The 18,838-nt window shown below is 52.5% G+C and carries 23 protein-coding genes; all 23 read right to left on the reverse strand.

All coding sequences use genetic code 11. The features are described from left to right. Positions 1 to 56: 56 nt before the first annotated feature. On the reverse strand, positions 57 to 260 hold the full coding sequence (locus DWY76_RS08130; RefSeq protein ID WP_097793492.1) for a transposon-transfer assisting family protein: 204 nt from the start codon (positions 258 to 260) through the stop codon (positions 57 to 59). Next, positions 250 to 765: a YodL domain-containing protein gene (locus tag DWY76_RS08135; RefSeq protein ID WP_120080865.1), complete on the reverse strand. Its 516-nt coding sequence runs from the start codon at positions 763 to 765 to the stop codon at positions 250 to 252. The genes DWY76_RS08130 and DWY76_RS08135 overlap by 11 nt, the downstream gene beginning before the upstream one ends. A gap of 8 nt (positions 766 to 773) precedes the next feature. Next, entirely contained in the window at positions 774 to 1,661 is an 888-nt protein-coding gene (locus tag DWY76_RS08140; RefSeq protein ID WP_120080867.1) for an LPD16 domain-containing protein, read from the reverse strand. Beyond that, positions 1,661 to 3,742 carry a DNA topoisomerase 3 gene (locus DWY76_RS08145; protein ID WP_120080996.1) on the reverse strand — a complete coding sequence of 694 codons (2,082 nt, stop codon included), beginning with the start codon at positions 3,740 to 3,742 and terminating at the stop codon, positions 1,661 to 1,663. Before DWY76_RS08145 ends, DWY76_RS08140 begins: the two co-directional genes overlap by 1 nt. Before the next feature lie 60 nt (positions 3,743 to 3,802). Then, on the reverse strand, positions 3,803 to 4,519 hold the full coding sequence (locus tag DWY76_RS08150) for a DUF4366 domain-containing protein (protein WP_165852593.1): 717 nt from the start codon (positions 4,517 to 4,519) through the stop codon (positions 3,803 to 3,805). Continuing rightward, complete coding sequence (locus tag DWY76_RS08155) at positions 4,509 to 4,775, reverse strand: DUF4315 family protein (protein ID WP_120080869.1); 267 nt, start codon at positions 4,773 to 4,775, stop codon at positions 4,509 to 4,511. Before DWY76_RS08155 ends, DWY76_RS08150 begins: the two co-directional genes overlap by 11 nt. 14 nt (positions 4,776 to 4,789) lie before the next feature. Continuing rightward, positions 4,790 to 6,523 (reverse strand): C40 family peptidase, encoded by a 1,734-nt coding sequence (locus DWY76_RS08160; RefSeq protein ID WP_120080871.1) that lies wholly within the window; start codon positions 6,521 to 6,523, stop codon positions 4,790 to 4,792. Further along, entirely contained in the window at positions 6,520 to 8,892 is a 2,373-nt protein-coding gene (locus DWY76_RS08165) for a VirB4-like conjugal transfer ATPase, CD1110 family (protein ID WP_117950609.1), read from the reverse strand. The genes DWY76_RS08160 and DWY76_RS08165 overlap by 4 nt, the downstream gene beginning before the upstream one ends. Further along, a complete protein-coding gene (locus tag DWY76_RS08170) occupies positions 8,864 to 9,229 on the reverse strand; it encodes a PrgI family protein (protein WP_112146658.1) in 366 nt (121 codons plus the stop codon). Before DWY76_RS08170 ends, DWY76_RS08165 begins: the two co-directional genes overlap by 29 nt. Positions 9,230 to 9,242: 13 nt before the next feature. Further along, positions 9,243 to 10,109, reverse strand: coding sequence for a VirB6/TrbL-like conjugal transfer protein, CD1112 family (locus DWY76_RS08175; RefSeq protein ID WP_117506353.1), 867 nt, complete (start codon positions 10,107 to 10,109; stop codon positions 9,243 to 9,245). 327 nt (positions 10,110 to 10,436) lie between these two features. Beyond that, a complete protein-coding gene (locus DWY76_RS13835) occupies positions 10,437 to 10,814 on the reverse strand; it encodes a hypothetical protein (RefSeq protein ID WP_133300804.1) in 378 nt (125 codons plus the stop codon). A gap of 15 nt (positions 10,815 to 10,829) precedes the next feature. Next, positions 10,830 to 11,273 (reverse strand): hypothetical protein, encoded by a 444-nt coding sequence (locus DWY76_RS08185; protein ID WP_015565208.1) that lies wholly within the window; start codon positions 11,271 to 11,273, stop codon positions 10,830 to 10,832. Beyond that, entirely contained in the window at positions 11,251 to 11,733 is a 483-nt protein-coding gene (locus DWY76_RS08190; protein ID WP_117477590.1) for a DUF3990 domain-containing protein, read from the reverse strand. The genes DWY76_RS08185 and DWY76_RS08190 overlap by 23 nt, the downstream gene beginning before the upstream one ends. A gap of 85 nt (positions 11,734 to 11,818) precedes the next feature. Then, the gene (locus DWY76_RS08195) at positions 11,819 to 12,034 is read right to left on the reverse strand and encodes a Maff2 family mobile element protein (protein WP_055186938.1); all 216 of its coding nucleotides are present in this window, start codon (positions 12,032 to 12,034) and stop codon (positions 11,819 to 11,821) included. Positions 12,035 to 12,175: 141 nt separating this feature from the next. Continuing rightward, positions 12,176 to 13,942, reverse strand: coding sequence for a VirD4-like conjugal transfer protein, CD1115 family (locus DWY76_RS08200; RefSeq protein WP_117506354.1), 1,767 nt, complete (start codon positions 13,940 to 13,942; stop codon positions 12,176 to 12,178). Further along, positions 13,939 to 14,403: a PcfB family protein gene (locus DWY76_RS08205; RefSeq protein ID WP_117950360.1), complete on the reverse strand. Its 465-nt coding sequence runs from the start codon at positions 14,401 to 14,403 to the stop codon at positions 13,939 to 13,941. Before DWY76_RS08205 ends, DWY76_RS08200 begins: the two co-directional genes overlap by 4 nt. 24 nt (positions 14,404 to 14,427) lie before the next feature. After that, positions 14,428 to 14,865 carry a DUF3846 domain-containing protein gene (locus tag DWY76_RS08210; protein WP_120080873.1) on the reverse strand — a complete coding sequence of 146 codons (438 nt, stop codon included), beginning with the start codon at positions 14,863 to 14,865 and terminating at the stop codon, positions 14,428 to 14,430. Further along, positions 14,792 to 14,992 (reverse strand): hypothetical protein, encoded by a 201-nt coding sequence (locus DWY76_RS08215; RefSeq protein WP_117536130.1) that lies wholly within the window; start codon positions 14,990 to 14,992, stop codon positions 14,792 to 14,794. The genes DWY76_RS08210 and DWY76_RS08215 overlap by 74 nt, the downstream gene beginning before the upstream one ends. Positions 14,993 to 15,000: 8 nt before the next feature. Then, positions 15,001 to 15,423 carry a hypothetical protein gene (locus tag DWY76_RS08220; protein ID WP_097839639.1) on the reverse strand — a complete coding sequence of 141 codons (423 nt, stop codon included), beginning with the start codon at positions 15,421 to 15,423 and terminating at the stop codon, positions 15,001 to 15,003. A gap of 67 nt (positions 15,424 to 15,490) precedes the next feature. Beyond that, positions 15,491 to 16,435 (reverse strand): ParB/RepB/Spo0J family partition protein, encoded by a 945-nt coding sequence (locus DWY76_RS08225; protein WP_097791889.1) that lies wholly within the window; start codon positions 16,433 to 16,435, stop codon positions 15,491 to 15,493. Continuing rightward, complete coding sequence (locus DWY76_RS08230; protein WP_117475933.1) at positions 16,392 to 17,228, reverse strand: ParA family protein; 837 nt, start codon at positions 17,226 to 17,228, stop codon at positions 16,392 to 16,394. The genes DWY76_RS08225 and DWY76_RS08230 overlap by 44 nt, the downstream gene beginning before the upstream one ends. Continuing rightward, positions 17,228 to 18,097, reverse strand: coding sequence for a DUF6017 domain-containing protein (locus tag DWY76_RS08235; RefSeq protein WP_117475934.1), 870 nt, complete (start codon positions 18,095 to 18,097; stop codon positions 17,228 to 17,230). Before DWY76_RS08235 ends, DWY76_RS08230 begins: the two co-directional genes overlap by 1 nt. A 125-nt stretch (positions 18,098 to 18,222) precedes the next feature. Continuing rightward, complete coding sequence (locus DWY76_RS08240; RefSeq protein WP_120021025.1) at positions 18,223 to 18,585, reverse strand: helix-turn-helix domain-containing protein; 363 nt, start codon at positions 18,583 to 18,585, stop codon at positions 18,223 to 18,225. Positions 18,586 to 18,838 lie beyond the last annotated feature (253 nt).

Consider the following 18,838-nt stretch of genomic DNA (forward strand, 5'->3'; position numbering starts at 1 on the left):
GCATATCTTTTGGAAGAACAAAATACTTTATGTACGCCGCCCGTAGGCGGCAATAATCAGTCCGGGGGAAATTCCAGTTCGGCAAACTCTGCATCGGTCAGCAGTTTCAGCTTCTCGATGACCTGTTCGGACAGTTCCCGCAGAGCAGTCTCATCGGGCATCAGGTAGCACTGCATGAGCCGCAGTTCGTGGATAAGCCCCAGTCGGGTGCCGGTGTTGTAAAGCATCATCAGCATGAGTTCTTCATGGTCAAAGTTCATGTTCAGTCCTCGCTTTCCGGCTTCCAGTTGGGTTACACTCCGAGGCATCGCACTTTTCCTTGAGATTCATCAGCACCGAAGGGCGTTCCGGCTGCTTGTCCAGAAACCCCTGTAAATCTTTGAAGCCGATGCTGTCCACATAATGCACAGACACCTCGCCATTGCGTTTGAGTGCAATCACATCGCTGACCGACAGGCTATGCCCCTCAAAATCCTGCGGACGGGAGAGGTTGAACATCTGAAACAGTTCTTCCAGAACCTCGTTGTTCGGCACATCCTGCCACATGGCGGGCAAATCAGCATAGTAGGTGACCTCGTAATGCTCCGGGTCGGGCGTTTTGCCCCGACGATGCAGTTCCCGCATGGAAGCAAATCTTTCATCGAGGATTTTTTCGTCATGCCGCAGCTGCATCACCATATAAACATCGCACCCTGCGTTCAGAAATTTCTGCGGGATGTCCGCCATGGGTTCGCCGTCAAAATTCTGGTTCCATTTTTGCTGCATCGTCCACCTCACAGTTCTGGCGCAGAACGTGCAGAGGATTTTGGCGCAGACGTATCACTTGCCAGTGCTGCCAGCTTTTCCAATGTGGAAGGGCGGTGATCTGCACTCAGTTCCTCGGCTTCCGCAACTTTGTCCATGACGGCATCGTAGTCCTGCAACAGCCGCCGGCCCTTTTCCAAGTGGTGCGCTTCCAGAATCTGCTCACGGGCTTCCTGAATGGTCAGTTCCGGGGCATTCAGCTGCCCGCCGTCCATCACAGAATAATCGCTGTGGTAAATGGTGTAGTCCCATCCATCCTCATAGGACTGGATGGCAAGGTAGCCTTTGCCGCCCAGTTCCCATGCAGCCTGCTCGTCCTGTGTCTGAATCTCCGGGTAGAAGTCTGCATGGTTTCGTTCCATGACTTCGGCAAACTGGCAGATGTGGAACACATTGCCCAGACCGCCCATGTCAAAGTGGTAATCATCCAGATGTTCCACCCGTGCCGTAAAACTGCGCCCATCCGGGTAATCCACCTGAATCACGCCGCCATCTGGAATGCGATAGAGGTCATCATAGTGGCTGTTGATGAGACGAATATCCTTCGGCAGCATTTCCGGCTCCCAGATGCGCCGCCTGCCAATGCCCGCCTGCGGGATGTTTTCAAGGATCTTTACGCTTTCCTGTTGGATGGCCTTACGGTCATCGTCCGAAAGTTCAAACAGATACCAGTTCCGGGCGGCAGGAATGGTGTTTTGTCCATCTGGCGGCAGATTCTTTTCCGAAATCTGCCCACTTTCCAGCGGCTCGCCAGTTACCTTGTTATAAGTGGCAAAGCCGACCCCTGCACTGTTTTCCCGGAGATGCAGATAGCGTTCATCGTTGATAAGGTAGACCGCTTCTTTTATCTGCTCCATCAGCACCCACCCTCAAATTCCAGCGAAAACTTGCTGCGGCCATCGGCTTCACAGGACAGCAGCACGGTGGCATTGTAGGTCTTGCCCTTGGCACTCTTGCAGTCCTTCAGCCGGACCCGACCATCCCGCAGCAGCTTGTCTGCCACATGAGCGTCCATGCGTTTGCCGAGCCGTTTCAGAAAAGCATTATCCTTCCACAGCACGAAACGGCACTCCCGGTTCTCGCAGAACCAGCCCTTTTCACGCTCCACAACATTTGCACCGCAGTTCGGGCAGATACCAATAATCTTGTTTTTCATAAGCGCATTCGCTCCCTTCGCAGCCTCGGTGGTCGTTACCAGCGAGGAGATCATCTCTTTGATTTCAGTCATAAAAGTTTCCGGCTCCATTTCGCTGCGCTCGATTTGCAGCAGTTTTGTTTCCCAATCAGCGGTCATTTCCGGGGATTGGATTTCTTCGGGCATCACGGTGATTAACGCTTTCCCCTTATCCGTGGGCAGCAGCACCTTGGTTTTCTTGGTGCCCTTGCGCTCCAGAAAGCCCTTCTGCACCAGCTTTTCAATGGTGGCGGCACGGGTTGCCGGGGTGCCGATGCCCTGACGCTCCACGCCCTCCGGCATACTGTCTGCACTGGCGGTTTCCATAGCGTGCAGCAGGGTGTCCTCGGTAAAATGCTTCGGTGGGGACGTTTGACCCTCCTTCAGCTCTGCATTGAGGATACCGCACTCGTTTTCTGCCGCATTGGGCAGGGCGGTGAGTTCCTGTTTTCGATTCAGAATGTCTGCCAGTACCTTGCGTTCCACCGCTTTCCAGCCTTCCTCCAGAACCTCCTTGCCCTTGGCGGTAAATTCCTCCCCGGCACATTCGGTGGTCAGCAGGGTTTCCAGATACCGGAAGGGCTTGCTGACTGCCATCAGCGTCCGGGCGATGATGAGCTTCAGGACGTTCTGCTCCCCCTTGGGCAGTGCGTCCAGATCGGCTTGCAGCATACTGCGGGTGGGCAGGATGGCGTGATGATCGGTGACTTTTTCCCGGTTGACGGTGCGCCGTGTCCGGGGCACAGCCTCGTCCATGTCCTCCGGGGTAATGCCGAGAAAACCTTCCAGTTCCTCGGTCAGCTCCTCCAGCATTTCCTCGTCATCGTCGGTGATATAGCAGCTATCAGTTCTGGGATAAGTGGTAAGTTTCTTCTCATACAGGCTCTGCACATAGTCCAGCGTCTGCTGTGCGCTGTACCCCAGCAAGCGGTTAGCATCTCGCTGAAGGGTGGTCAGATCGTACAGCAACGGCGGATTCTCGGATTTTTCCTTGCGGGTGATGCGCTGGATCGTTGCCACCATCTCCCTTCGACAGGCTTCCAGCAGTTTTTCTGCAACGGATTTTTCAGGAATGCGGCGGCTGGATGCCGTGCAGCCACTGGTCAGTTCCAGATCCACCGTGTAGAATTTCTCCGGCACAAAGGCGGCAATGGCGGCTTCCCGCACCACCGTCATGGCAAGCACCGGGGTCATAACACGCCCCACCGCCAGAGGTTGCCCGTACAGACACGAAAAAAGCCGGGACGCATTGATGCCGACCATCCAGTCGGCACGTTCCCGGCAGAGTGCTGCGTTGTACAGCGCATCGTATTCAGTTGACGGTTTGAGATGGGCGAACCCTTCCCGGATGGCGTTTTCCTCCATGCTGGACAGCCATAGGCGAGAAAAGGGCTTTTTGCACCCGGCTTGCTGGTACACCAAGCGGAAGATCAATTCTCCCTCACGTCCGGAATCGCAACTGTTCACAATGCTGTCTACGTCCGGGCGGTTCATCAGGTCTTTCAGGATACCAAACTGCTTTTCGGTGGACGCAGACACCAGATACTGCCACCTTTCCGGCAGGATGGGCAAATCTGCGATACTCCACTTGACGTACTTGGCATCGTAGATGTTGGGCGGTGCAAGCTCTACCAGATGACCAACGCACCAGCTTACCAGATAGCCGTTGCCCTCCAGATAACCGTCTTGACGGCGGGTAGCACCGAGGACTTTTGCGTAGGACATAGCGACAGATGGCTTTTCTGCTACAACTAGAATTAAAATAAGCGTTCCCTCCAATCTGTTTTCATTTGGATATGTACGGCGGCAAATGCCGCCTTGAAATCAGATGGGTTCGGTATCTTCCTCACCGGGTTCCTCCGGCTCGTCCTCGGTGGGAATCTCGAAGTCGCCCTTGTCCTCGGTGTAGTTTGCATCAGGGTCAAGGGCTTCTTTTTCGGCCTGCTTTTTCTGCTTTGCGAAAGCGTAGAAGCTGCCGCCTGCCGCCAGTGCGATCAGCACGACTACGCCCAGAAAGCCGGATGCGATCTTTGTGACCTTGTTTTCCTTGGGCTGTTCCTCGCCGGATGCCGCCGCTTCTTCTGCGGCTTTCTTGGCTTCTTCCTCGGCTTTCAGCTTGTCCTGTTCTGCCTGCGCCGCTGCTTCTTTTTCAGCGGTATAAGCATCCACATCTTCTTCCTCCATCAGTGCCAACAGGTCGGCTTCGTCCACAAGGTTCATAAAGTGTACGGTTTGCGCGCCTTTACTGTTCCGATCGATTACCAGATAAAATGTCGCACCCGATTTCGATACCAGCGTGATGAACTGCTGCCCGGAACCATCCGAATAATTGGTGTGGTAATCGTCCACCAGTGTCAGGTTGCCCTCCGGGGTCAGAGCACCAGAGGTTTCGTCCGTGACGGTGACAACATCCTCCACCACCTCCGGCAGGATAGGCTGCTCCACCGGGGTGGCTTCGCCCTCAAAGGCAAAGGCGGGAGCTGCCATGCCAGCGCACAGCACCGCCGATACCAGCAGTGCGCTCAGTTTCTTAATCTTCATCCGTATTGACCTCCTTCTCGAAAGTTGCACCCACGGCAGACAGCGCAGCCGGGTTCGGGGTGGCAGTTGCCGACTGCCGCAGCAGGGCGGCGAGCTGTTCCGGCGTGACCTTTGCAGTCCGCACCATCTCGTTGACCTCAGCAGAATCCTCCTCCTGAATGCGCCGCTCCAGGATCTCGATGCGGTTGTTCAGCTTGATGCGGCGCTCCTTCTCTTTTGCCAGCATTGCCCGCAGCTTATCCGATTTTTCGCTCATAGTAACTCCTCCAATCATTTTGAAAGCCGTCCGAACCCGGCGAGATGCTTCTCCCAGTAGGACGAGTGGATATTTGCGTATTTGATGGGGTCTCCGGCACTGACCATCATGCCGTTGCCGAGATAGATTCCAGTATGGCTCATGCCGGGGGTGTCATAGGTGCCTTTGAAGAAAACCAGATCACCGGGCTTTGCTTCGGCTTCGGAAATGTGCTGGCTTTTCTGCCATAATCCGTTGGCGGTGGTGCGCCCCACATCGTAGCCGTTCTGGTTGTAGACCCAGCAGACGTAACCCGAACAGTCAAAGCCGGTTTCCGGGGTGGAACCGCCCCAGACGTAGGGCGTGCCGACATATTTCTTTGCTTCGGCGTAGATTTTGGAAAATTCTTCGTCCGTCAGGGCTTCTGCCGGAACCTGATAGTCGATGCCCGGTGCGCCGGAGCCATCGGAGCCACCGGGCGGCAGACCGCCGTTGAACAGATAGGGTCTGCCGCCCAAGGTGTCTTGAAAGATCTCGTAGCGTTTCCATTGGTCGTTGTCCAGTTCCTCCCGGATGACCACCTCCAAGCCACGATTGACCAGCTTGGTGTGGAAGATGCGGTACTCGTAGGGAACCTGCGTGGGAACCGGGATTCCTGCCGGGCTGATGACCCAGACCGTCATATACCGGGTCTGCACCTCCACCCATGTGGTGAGCTTGTACTGCTTTTTGAAGGTCTCCTTCAGCTTGCCCTGCACCTCCGAACGGGTGTAGTCGTTATACAGGGTGGTCAGGAACGAAGTGAGCTGCCACGGGTCGTGCTCGATGGCATCCAGATGATACTGGTACTCGTTGTAGCCGGGATGGTCGGTGGGGGTACGCTTGATCTTTTTATCCAGTTCCTTTTCCAGCTTTTTGTAGTCCTGCTCTGCACCCCAGATGTCCCGATCCTCGGCAGAGTATATGGTCTGCCCGGACACCTGTGTGCCGCCGGAAAAGAGGATGCCGCAGGAGGAAAAGCCTGACATTACCATGAGGACGAGCAAAAGAAAAACGCCCACGATCACCAGAACGTGTGCGTTGCCTTTGGCGGCATTCACCAGCCCCTTTACGGCGGTGCTGACGGCAGTTTTGCCCTTTTCTACCGCCTGTTCCACGCCGGACCGGGCGGCAGATGCACCGTTGGATGCCGCTTTGCCGCCTGTGGTCTGCGCCGCCGTGCCCGAACGGGCGGCGGCATAGTAGCTTTTGTGGATTTCTTGCCGCTGTTTCCAGCGTGAAAGCCAGTTGGAGCCGCCCTCGCCGGTGCCGAATGCGCCTGCATCTTGTGCCGCAGTCGGCTCTCGTGCAGAAGATTTTGCGGTTTTGGTGCCTTTCTTGCCCTGCATCTTGGCTTTCTTCTTGAGCTTCCGGGCATAGCGGCTTTTGGAAATATCACGGACATTTCCTGCCGCTTTTTCGCCCTCGCTCAACGCCTGCACACCGACGTTTTCATCCTCGTACTGGTCAACTTCGTGATGCACCGCAGACCGGGCGGCATGGGCAGCGTACATCTCTCGCTTCTGCGCCTTACTCAACCGGCTCAGTTCGTCCGGGGTCAGTTCCGCCTTGCCAAACCGCAGATGCTGTGCCTTTTCCGCAGCTTTATCTGCATCGGTTTTCAGCTTTTTCTTTTTGGGCACCGTCTGCTCTACCTTGGCTTTTTTCGGGGGAGAACGGGTCTTTTTGGTAGACGATTCCTCTTTGATGTTCAGTTTCGGTTCACTCATTTCTGCGCGCCCTCCGAGACTTCACCCAACTTGGTGGTCATAATGCGGTAGAGTTCCAGATCGGTGGGGAAACGGTCCACAAACGGCAGAATGACATTACCGAAAAACAGCAGCCCTTCGCCCTCGCCGGAGTGGGTCACATAGGAAAGCTGATGAGGGCTGATGTTGAGCTGCTTTGCGAGAATCTGGCGGTCTCCCGCAGCCTGATTCAACATGATGATCATGTCGCTGTTCTCGAAAATATTCTCGACCTCACGAGAAGAAAGAAGGTCTTTCACGTTCTGGGTCAGCCCTGTGGGAATACCGCCCCACTTGCGGAAACGCTTCCAGATCTCCACGGAATAAGCGGCGGTCTGCTCCTCTTTTAAGAGGAGGTGCATCTCATCCATATAATACCGGGTGGACTTGCCGCTGCTGCGGTTTGCCGTGACACGCCCCCACACCTGATCCTGCACGATGAGCATACCGAGTTTCTTCATCTGTTTGCCCAGTTCCTTGATGTCGTAGCAGACGATGCGGTTATTGACGTTCACGTTAGTGCGATGGTTGAACAGGTTCAGACTGCCCTTGACGTAGATTTCCAGAGCCGTGGCAACATGGTGGGCTTCTTTTTCCTCCTGCTGAAGCAGAGCGTTGTACAAGTCCTCAAGGATGGGCATATTCTCCGGGCAGGGGTTCGCAAAATATTTGCGGTAAATCAGATGCACACAGCGGTCAATGACGGTTTTTTCCACCGGCAGCAGACCTTCCTTGCCGCCCACCACCAGCTCACACAAAGAAAGAATAAAGTCGGCTTTCAGGGACAGCGGATTATCCTCCTCGGAGTAGTTGGCGTTGATGTCCATGGGGTTGACAAATTGGGTGCTGTTGGGGCTGATTTTGATGACCTGACCTTTCAGCCGGTTCACCAGCGGCGAGTATTCGCCTTCGGGATCATTGATAATAATATCATCGTCCGTCACCAGAAACGCATTGGCAATTTCACGCTTTGCCGAGAAACTTTTACCGGAGCCGGGAGTACCCAGAATCAAGCCATTCGGGTTTTTCAGCTTCTTGCGATCCACCATAATCAGGTTGTTGGACAGAGCATTCAGACCGTAGTACAGCGATTCTTTTCCGCTCTGGTACAATTCCTGCGTGGTAAAGGGGATGAAGATAGCCGTGCTGCTGGTGGTCAGTCCCCGCTGAATTTCGATCTGGCAGTCTGCCAGCGGCAGGCTGCTCATCAGACCCTGCTCCTGCTGGAAGTCCAGTCGGCACAGGTTGCAGTTGTGCTTCTGGGCAATACTGGATGCCTGAAAAACATTGTTTTCCAGTTCCTGTTCAGTCCTGCCGGTGTTCAGCACCAAAAAAGTGACGAGGAACATCCGCTCGTTCTGGCTCTGCAATTCTTTCAGCAGAGCCTTGGCATCCCTGCCGTAGGTCGCCAAATCCGACGGAATGATGTCAATATCATACCCGGCACGGATAGCTTTTTTCTGCTCCTCGATCTTGCTGCGGTCCAGTTCCGTGATGGTGCGCTTCACCGTCTTGATGGCACGGTTCTGGTCAACGGACTGGATGTGCATGGTAACGATCTGGCTGGAATCCATGTCCAGAAAATCCTTCAAAAGCTGGTCGCTGATGTCGGATGCCGTGATGCTCAGAAAGCTGACGGCGCAGAAGATACCGCCCATTTGGAAGGTGCGGCTGTTCTTGAAGGCAAAGGCGGTGGGCGCAATGGCATCCTTCGCGGAAAGCCCGCTTTTCACAAGGTCTTTCCAGTCAAAGTGAAACTTGGATGCGCCATCCATGTTGAACATATCATGCATGAGCTTCAGCCGCTGGACACCGTTCAGGGATTTTGCCTGCACCCCCAGCCGGTGGAAGTTATTCAGCAGGTCATTCTGGATGTGGTCGAGCCGGGGCTTGACCTGTGCCATGCTCTCGCCCTCCACACCAAAGGTGATGAATTTGGTCTTGGTCAGACCATTATTGCCCTTGGCAAGCTGCTGGCGCAGCATCTGGCTGTACTCCGCACGAACATCATCGAAACCGTCCTTCTGGAACGGAATGCGGATGCTCTTTTCAAACTCGGTGCTGTCGGTTGCCATGTTCACAAAGGACAATTCAAACTTAATGCTGGAATCGAAGAAGTTCAGAAAACTGCACCATTCCTCGAAAATGGCGGTCTTGTCCTCCTGCTGCGCCAACTGATAATTGATGTCCTGATACTGGATGGTGCGGGTGTAGTAGTTTGCTTTCACCCGGCAGGTGCCATCCTCAAACATCCGCTGCATGGGGATGGACTGCTGGGCGGTCCGGGGCACGGCGGGTTTCTGCGGTTTTTTCTTGCCGTCCTTACCGGTCTTTTTCCAAAACGGAATCATAGGTTGCGCCTCCCTTCATCAAAATCGCATAGTAGTTGTTGGTCTTGTAGGGGCGGATCTTCGGGCGGACAAACCGGGACTGCACATAGTACGACAGCAGCTTTTCCATGGGCTGACCGTTTTTCTCGTACATCCCAAGGAAGAACGCCGGCAGCATCACCGCCATCATACCGAGGGTGGCAGCAGTGTTGCCGCCGGAATCCCGGAGAACAAAAAACAGCGGCACTCCAATGAGAGCCGCTGTGCCAAAGCAGACAAGCTGCCGTTTGGTCAGGTTGAACGCGACCTTCGATTTCACTTTCGTCAGGTCACGGGGAACTGAAATATACGCAGCCAATAAAGCACCTCCTTTAGTGCGCTCCGAGGACGGATTTCGTCACCGAGCTGGTCTTGAACAGGCTGAAACAGAGCAGAACGGTGTAGCCCACAATGCTCCAAATGGAGTTGATGGCATCCCCGGAAATCGCTACGCTTTGGATCAGCACCGCATAAATCGCTACGCAGATGAGGATGAGAAAGCCCTGAAAACCCAGTGCAAACAGGCATTTCAGGTAGTTCTGCCCCATGTGGCTCTGCTCGTGGTTGCCGAAGGTCGCCATGGGGATGGGCGCAAGGCTCACCATGCAGTAAATTTCAATCATTCTTCCGTAGACGATGACGAAAATAACGATGGACAGGATGCGCATGGTGATGCCAATGAAGAAGGACTGCAAAAACAGCCCGAACAGGGGACCAACGTCCATCTGCATCAGGCTGGATTGCAGCATGGACAAGCCAATGTCGTTGACACGGGTATTTCCGGCAATGATGCTGCTGGAATCGGATACCACCTTTTGGGTGACATCGAACACCGCCATCACGATGTCAAAAGTATTGCTGATGAGCCACACCGAAATAGCAGTCTTAAAAATCCAGCGCATGATGAGGGCAGGCTCAAACTGTGCCATATTGTTGTGCTGGGTAATCATCTCGATCAGTTCGTAACAGGCGATAAAGGTCAGGATGATGCCTGCAATGGGCAGCACCACGTTCCGGGACAGCGATTCGATCATGGCGAACACCCGTGGCTCAAAGCTGGAGGGCTTGGTGCCCACCTGCTGTGCGATGTTGCCCACTTGGGTGTTCACATCATCAAACAAGCCGGAGAGATTGGACATAATGCCTGCCGTCAGGATGCCTTTGATCCAGTCGGCAATGGCTTTGAGAACGGTTTCCATTCAGTCACCGTCCTTAGCTGAAATGGTTGATAAGGGTCTTGAGGAGATTCAGGAGAAAAATAATGTGGGTCAAAAACTGCATAATAGCACCGCCTTTCATGGATGGGTGGATAAAAACGCGGCTTGGAGCACGGACATTTAATAAAACTGCAAGCTGCAGAGGGCTTTCCGCTGCTGCTCAAGCCGCCGTATGGAACAATGCCCTCATTTCATCTATCATTTTTGATTGATGAATGATAGATGAAATGATATGAGCAAACACAAAAAGTGTTCGACGGAAACAAAAAAGCCGACTGCTTTTCGGCAATCGGCAAATCATAATCAAAGCTATATAGCTGTTTTTATAAGTCGGCGAACAGGAACCTTATGATAAACATCAAGGATGCGTTTTTCTCCATTTCGCCAAAAGGGGTTCATATAATAATAATCGCATTCTTTACAATACCAAATGTATTCAGCTTCTCCGTTGATCTCTAATGTGAATGCCTTCATTTTTAGAAGCGGATGCCACGGGCAATGTTTCTGAAGCTTTTCTTTTTGACGATCAGCTTTGCAAAGTCCAAAAAGCTTACCACATTTTAGAGGGGGCGGATTAAACTTAAAACGACTATCAATGGGATTTTCTATATAATCATTGAAGTTTGATAATCCAAGTTGATTGAGAGGTCTATAATGAAGCCCTGCATTATGTTGATTTTTTGCCATTATAACAATCCTTTCTCAAGCAAGCATTTTGCCCTCCAGATAGGAGCAGCGGAGATAATCAGGATTGGTGTAGTATACGTTGGAATTGAAATCGGAGATCTCATCCGTGATAAACGACGAAAAAACATCCAGAATTGCCTGTGCAGCATCTTCATCTTTCATGGTGGACAGCACCAGCCCCTGATACAGCATTCCGATGGAGGTTGCAGAAGGGACCGTATAGCGGCACTCCGCAGCAGTATCAAAATCCCCATCCGGGATGTTGAGATCTTCAATCAGCTCATCTGAAACCTGCTCAAAGGACAGACAGTGGTTTACTTCTGCCAGCCGGAGCTGCCGTTCGATGCCGGCTTTTGTGAAGTGACGAATCACATCCTGCCGATGATTTTTGGTCTTACGGGCGATGGTCTCGATCAGGCTGCAAACGTAGAGAACATCATTTTTCTGCTTTTCGGTCATGGATGGATTCACTCCTCTCAAAGGTCAGGCAGTGCAAAGCGTTTACGGTATGAAAGCTGATCTGGTGTGTTGGATGCTTGAACTTCGCCAATGCCCAAAATGCTTCACGGCTGATCTGCCCGGACGTAAATCCATTGACATAGTCCCAGATGGTGTCATCTGCCATGGGACCCTCCACAATATCATAGGGATGGGTTTCGCCTGCACGACATTTTGCAATGAAATCCAGCCATTCGTCCGACATTTCAGGGAAACGCAGGATTTTCAGGTCAGGATTCTCTACATAGCGATAGACGTTCACAATACCATCGGCAGAACGGCGGTCTGCCCAGCGGTAGGCTTGTTGATAGCTGTTCGTGCAGTAGAATCCCCAAGAAAAGTCCTTTGTATACCGTGTGATGCGGATTTCGGGATAGACAACTTCTTCTTTACTGCCATGATACAATAAAATCTCGCTCATCTGATTCACCTTCTGTATGTGAGATCGTTACTATGGCTTTCCTTATTATAAATATGTACCGGGCGGCAATCGCCGCCCGCTGTTCTTAACCGAACAGACCGCTCAGCAGGGGAATCAGGGTAATGCCCACCAGAGCAACGCCGCCGCCAGCCATGAGCTGCTTCATGCCCTGACTCTTGCTGCCGGGGTTGTCGTTACCATAACCTTCCAGCAGGTTGATGGCACCCCAAACGCCGAGACCGGCACCCAGAGCGACAACCAGAGTCTGAAGAACTTCGATAGCAGAGTTGAAGAATTCCATAGTCTTTTCTCCTTTATTATAAAGCGTTTCCGGTCGTTTGTACACACCCGAAATCTTGTAGTTTTACGTTGCATAACCGCAGCAAGGCTGATTTTCTGGTGCACCTTTCTGACCGGGATAAAAATAAAACCGCCTACCGGGTCAGGCAGACGGGAGCGAATCAGCATCCACCACGATGAACTCATCTCCGGGTTGGATTTTTTCTTTGCGGTTCAGATATTTTTCAATATCGAAGGTGTTTTTGGGGTCGTAGTCCGAGGTCAGCTTGTAGTTAGGGTGCTGGGTCAGGTCGTACTTGTCGCTCAAAAACGGTCTGACGCCACGCAACTGCAAAATACACTTGCCGCCGTCCAGCACCGCCAGCTCGTCCCGGCTCAATAATTCGTGACCCATCTTCTGGAACGTGGTGCCGTAGCTGGGGCTGTTGCCACGGGTGTCCGAGGTGTTGAACGCATCAATCGTTTCTTTGCCCAGCATTTCAGACAGGTCTTTCAGGGTGGTCGGCTCGCTGCCGCCCAGAAATATTTGGCTGTCCATGTTGCCCACAATGGTATCTGCGTTGTCCTTGTAGATGGCTTTCAACTGGCTTCTCGCCTGCAAAACAAGGCAGGCAGAGATCTCACGGCTGCGGATGGTAGCCACCAGCTTTTCCAGATTGGGAATCTGCCCGATGTTGGCGCACTCGTCGATGAGACACCGTACATGAACGGGCAGCTTGCCGCCGTATACATCATCTGCCTTGTCGCACAGCAGATTGAAAAGCTGGGTGTAGACCATGCTGATGAGGAAGTTGAAGGTGCTGTCCGTATCGCTCATGATGAGGAACAATGCCGTTTTCTTATCGCCCAGCGTGTCCAGTTGCAGCTCATCGTACATAGTGAGGTCACGCAGCTCTTGGATGTCGAAGGGGGCTAATCTGGCACCACAGGAAATGAGGATGGATTTTGCGGTCTTGCCGGCAGCCAGCTTGTAAAGTTTGTACTGCCGCCCGGCAAAGGAATTGGGCTTCTTTTTCGCCAGTTCTTCAAACAGCAGATCCACCGGGTTCTGATATTCCTCGTCATCCTCCAGCACCTGCATGGTGTTGAGCATTTCCAGCAGGGTGGCGAAATTTTGCTCCTCCACCGGGGCTTCATAATGCAGATAGGCGATCAGGGCAGTGAGCAAAAGACGTTCGCTTTTCTCCCAAAATGGGTCCCCACCGGACCCTTCGCCTTTGGTGTTGGTCATCAGGGTTGTGACCAGTTTGAGAATGTCCTTTTCGCTGTGGACATAGGCGAAGGGGTTATAGTGCATGGACTTTTTGAAGTTGATGGTGTTCAGGATTTTCAGCTTGTAACCGTTTTTCAGAAGTGCGTTCCCGCACTCGACCACGATACTACCTTTCGGGTCAGTGACCACATAGGAACTATGACATTGTAAAAGGTTGGGTTTAAGCCAAAATCTCGTCTTGCCGCTGCCGGAGCCTCCCACCACCAGCACATTTTTGTTCCGGGCGTTTTTGGGGTCCGGTGGGCGGTTGGACATCATCAGCCGTTCCGTTTTGGTCAGGATGATGTTGTCTGCAAACTTGGGTGCCATGAACGGCTCAATATCCTTGGCGGTGCCCCACCGGGCAGAGCCGTACTCCATGCCGTGGCGGTACTTCTTGGCGTTTTTTCCACGCAAATAGACCGCCAGCCGTAACCCTGCACCGCAGCACAAGCCCACCAGCAAATCGAGCGGATGCAAGCTGGGCAGCGGGTTCGCAAACGCCACCGGAACGGTGCCCATCATCGCCATGATCTTATCCCCCAGCTCTTTGCCCTCGGCAAGCCGCCACGCTTCGCCAATGTTGGTTGCCACCAGCCCCAGCAAAATATAGGGCAGATACAGTGCCAGCAGCTTTGTCAGCTTTTTCGTGGTCACAGTCCACGCTCCTGTTCCTTATGCCGGACTTTGCCGGGGAGTTCTGCCGCCGCCTGCACCAGTTCATGCAGTTTTGCCAGCACCGAGGGGCGTTTGTCTTTGTTCAGCAGAGATGCCGAATACTCTTTGAACGCCGAGTTGAAGGCTTCTGCATCCGGGGCTTTGAAAAAGACCAGATACCGGGGCGGCACTTCGGAGGTGTCCTTGCGGATGGCATAGTCGATGCCGTACTTTTTGGCGTAGCGTTCCAGCCCACGGATGCCGGTCTTGCTGATCTCCACGCTGGACACACCCCGGTTCTGCCGCAGAAGAGTGCGGACACTTTGCTTACCTTGGGATGTCTTGGACTGGTACAGCCGAAACGCCGCCTTTACCGCCCGCAGGACAGTCCGGGCAGACAGCTTTGTGGTGGAGATCATAATGTTGAATGACTTCTGTTCGATTTCTTCCTGCAATGCCATCACCTCCCGTGCAGCAGGGTGATTTTAGCGGTCATGCTCTGCCGGGGGCTTGGTGCGGGGCTTTTCTGCGGGAGGTTCATCAGGCACCGGCAGCACCAACAGACGGTTGCCTAGCTTCAGAAAGGCTTCCGGCTGATGGAAAAGCTGCTCGTGCTTCTGCGCCAGTTCTGGGGTCAGGGATGCAAAATCCTCCTCGCCCAATCCCACCACTAGAAAGTCTCCGGCAATGGCATCATACATTTCTCCGTTTTCATCCCGAAGAGCACGGTTCAGGGGCAGACCCATGAGCTTACCATCGTCATTGCAGATGATAGCCACTGGGTCTGCAAAGGGGTAAACAGCAGCAATCGTGCCGCCCACCGCCTCCTGCAAGGCTTTCAGGTTGTTGTCAATCTCGACCTGCTGCGGATACTGTCCCGGTGCAATTTTCAGCACCGACAAGGTGTTCTCGTTCTGTTCCATTATCGTCCTCCTCGAATTTGATAGAGATCTCCTGCCAGGCATGGGCGGCGTTCAACAGAGCTGCCACGAAGAAGCCGAAAAAAGCGCCGGCTTCAAAAAATGCGAAACCGATAAAAAAGTTCAGCATGGCACACCTCACTCCATGCAGATGCAGGGCAGCTTCTGGTCGTCTGCCATCAGGGTGATGCTGTGGCTTGCCAGATACTTCTGGAACAGGTAGACTTCATCGATGGTCAGCGAGATGACCTCGCCGTCCATGTTGGTGCGAACAAGAATCACCGGGCCGGTCAGGTAGTGCTTTCCGCCCATCTTCAGCACCTGCGCCGGGTTGTAGCAGAGCAGCAGCGAGGTGTTGGGAAGGTTCAGGCAGGCATCATCCTCCTCAAAGCAGGGCAGGATGCCGGGAGCCTCGTCCAGCGTGATGATGGTCAGCTCCATATCCGGGGCAATGGCAGCGAGATAGACTTCACCAGGCTTTTTTCTGCCGTTCAGAATCGTGTAGATGCGAGTATCAATGGTGACTTTCTCGGAACGGATGTGAGTGGTAGTAAAGTTCATAGACGTTTCCTCCAAAATTTTTGCAAAATAAAAGACCCGGAACTGGGTCTTTTGGTTCAGTCTGCGATCAGCGCGCTTCTTCCTGCTTCTTCTGTTTTGCCTGTTGCTTTTTTAGTTGCCACTGGTCGAGCAGCTTGATGATGATGCTTTCCATCTGCCGGGGCGTGTAATTGCGTGGAAAGTATTTCCGCAGGGTTTCGTTTTTGATGGTCACGGTGTCCAGTTCGCTTTTCTTTTCCTCATTCATAATGTTGTAGACTGCATCATAGTCAAACTCACCCTGCTGCGCCAGCTTTTTTATCCGAATGGCTTGTGAAAGAGATGGTGCGTTCTGGGAAGCATCCATTGCTTCTAAAAAATCCTGTTGCTGTTTTTCGTCCAGATAGGACAGTTCTACCGCAGGGTTAAAAGAGATTTTTTTCTCGTCCACCATGTCGAGCAATTCAGGGACAAGGTTCGTCAGACGCACAAAACGCTGGACTTGATTGCGACTTTCGCCTGAATCTTTTGCTACTTTTTCATCGGCTCTCAACTTCGTCCCAACTTGGGACGAAGTTAAATCTGACCTAGCACCTTGATTTTTTATTGCATCCAGCTTCATCTTGTACGCAAATGCCCGCTCGCTGGGCAGGATGTGTTCTCTCTGCAAATTGGAATCGACCATCAATATCGTGGCGGCATCATCCTCCATATTTCGCACAATGACAGGCACGGTGTCCAGATTTGCAAGCTCTGCGGCGTGTTTCCGACGATGCCCGGAGATGATCTCATAGCCGCCCTCTGGTCTGGGGCGGGCAATCAGCGGCGCAAGCACACCGAACTGCGAAATGCTTTCCACCGTCCGGGTCATGGAATCATCGTCCAGAACTTTGAACGGGTGGTTTTTGAACGGGAAAAGTTCGCTGACGGGAATCTGTTGTACCTGCTCCCGCTGTTCTTCCTGCCGGGACTCTTCGGTCGAAAAAATATCATCGAGACCTTTCAGTGCTACGTTTAAGCCGCTTTTCGGCATCCACCAACACCTCCTTCGCAAGAGATTGATAGGCTTCTGCCACCTTGCTCTTGGGGTCATACTGGAAAATGCTCTTGCCGGCGGCACTGGTTTCAGCAGCACGAACAGACCGGGGAATGGTCTGGTCGAACACCTTGATTTTACTACCGTATGCCTGACGAATCAAAGTGTCGATCTGCTTTCCATAGTTGGTGCGGCTGTCCGTCATGGTGAGCAGGATGCCCTCGATTTTCAGCTTCGGATTGATTTTCTGCCGGTGTACCTTACAGATTGTCTGCAAAAGCTGCTCCAGACCTTTGGCAGAAAGATATTGAGCCTGTACGGGTATCAAAGCAGTGTCTGCCGCCGCCAGTGCATTGATGGTGAGCATACCAAGGGAGGGAGTACAGTCCAGCAGGATATAATCGTACTCCCGTTTTGCTCCGTCCAACACCTGTTTGAGCATCTTTTCCCGGTTCATGCTGTTTACCAGAGCCACCTCCAATCCTGCCAATTCGATGTTGGCAGGGATGAGGTCTACGCCCTCTGCATGGTGCAGGATGCCCTCACCGGGTTGGATAGGCTGGTCGTTCATGGCTTTCTGCATCAGAGTAGACAATGTGGCAGGCAGCTCGTCCGGCTGCTGCCAGCCCATGCTGATGGTAAGACTGCCCTGCGGGTCAGTGTCCACCAGCAGAACTTTTTTGCCCTCCATCGCCAGCCCGATGCCCAGATTTTCACAGGTGGTGGTCTTGCCGGTGCCGCCTTTCTGGTTGACGATGGCTATCGTGGTTGCTTTCTTTGAAATTTTCATCACCTCCGATTCGCTAAGTCGTGGTTGGTTTGGTTCTGGTAGGAAAGCTGCATGGTGGTGGGCGCGTTGTACAGAGAAGCGAGCAGATATTGTTTCATGTTACGGATCGGGCTGCTGTTCTCTGCAAAGCACTTCAGCACAAAGCGGATGTGGTCGGCGTTCAACTTCATAAACCGACTGCATACCACCTCGGCGGGCTTATCGTCCCCAGCAATGTGCAGCAGCTTACGGTTGGTAGCGCAGGTGTCCACCAGCAAGTCTACGATCTGGTAGATAATGTCCTTGTCATCCGGGCAGAGCCGGAGCAAAAGGTCTATCTCCAAAGACTGAGAAAAATATTCTTCCAGTTGGGTGCGTTTGCTCATCCCATCCGCTTCTTCAGAATTGAATGGATCAGTCTCACTCATTTCAGTATCATTCTCTTTAGTCTTATTACATCGTGATTTTGAAGGGTCTTGACTTGCGTTTTTGAAGCCTCCAGAATCGTGAAAATCACGATTTTGGAATATTGATTTTGACGATTCTGCCGAAAAGTTCTTCACATACACCAAACTTGGCTTTCCCAGACCTCTGCGTTTTCGTTCAATCAGACCAAACTTTTCGAGTTCCCGGAGCAGCTTGGTCGCTTTGTTGTCTGCGCAACACAACGCCCTCTTGACATCCTCTATCGTGAAGATGATGAACACCCGGTTCTGCTCGTCCAGCCAGCCGTTTTTCACAGACAGGCTCATGCGGTCCAGCAGGATGCCGTACAGGGTTTTTGCATCGGTGGACAGACTCTGGAACCGTGGCTCCTGAAAAAGAGCCTTGGGAATGCGGTAGAATGAAAACAGTTCTCCGGCTTGTCCGTAAAAGTAGTCAAGGGTCATGTGGCTTTTTCAACGTTTTGCTCCAGCTTGTGTTCAAAAAATCAACCGCCTTTCGTTTGAAAATAAAAAGCGCACTCTTTTCTTATTGAAAAGTGGTGCGCTATGTAATATAATGGCTATATAATTTAGCTATCCAAAAGATAGTCGATGAGATATTCTTTCGGAATCATGAAAGATCGTCCGACTTTCAGGCAGCGAATTCTATGTTGATGGATTCTTCTGATGATGGCAGTCTGGCTTTTGAAACCGAGTAAAGTTGTTGCTTCTTCGACAGACAGCACATCAGGATAGTTCACAAATAATTTTTTATAATACTCTTTTGCTTGATTTTGATTCATTATCCTTGACTTTCCTTTCGTTTTGTGCCTAAGCAGAGGAGCGTTTTGCCCTGCATCCCTCCTGAACATCCCTCCAATTTCCATTTGGGCGGTCCAAACCGAAAAAACAGAGTAGAGGAAAAACGCATCGAAAAATCGTGGATATTTCAAATTATTGTTCGTTGAGGCGTGAATTTTGCCTTTGCACAGTGGGAACCAGATATCACTAGATATCACTGGATGACACCAGATGGAAGATGAGGATAAAAACTCAAAATCCCTTGTGCTAATAACACGTGTGGGTTCGACCCCCACCACCGGCATAAAAAGGAAGCCCTCCAGCTTGTCTGGGGGGCTTTCTTTTTATCTGCGGCGTGTGAGCGGGTCGAACAGCACGACCCTGCACAGCAGGGGAGCAATCAGC

This window comes from Faecalibacterium sp. AF27-11BH, assembly GCF_003603005.1.
GTDB classification, from domain to species: Bacteria; Bacillota; Clostridia; order Oscillospirales; family Ruminococcaceae; genus Faecalibacterium; species Faecalibacterium taiwanense.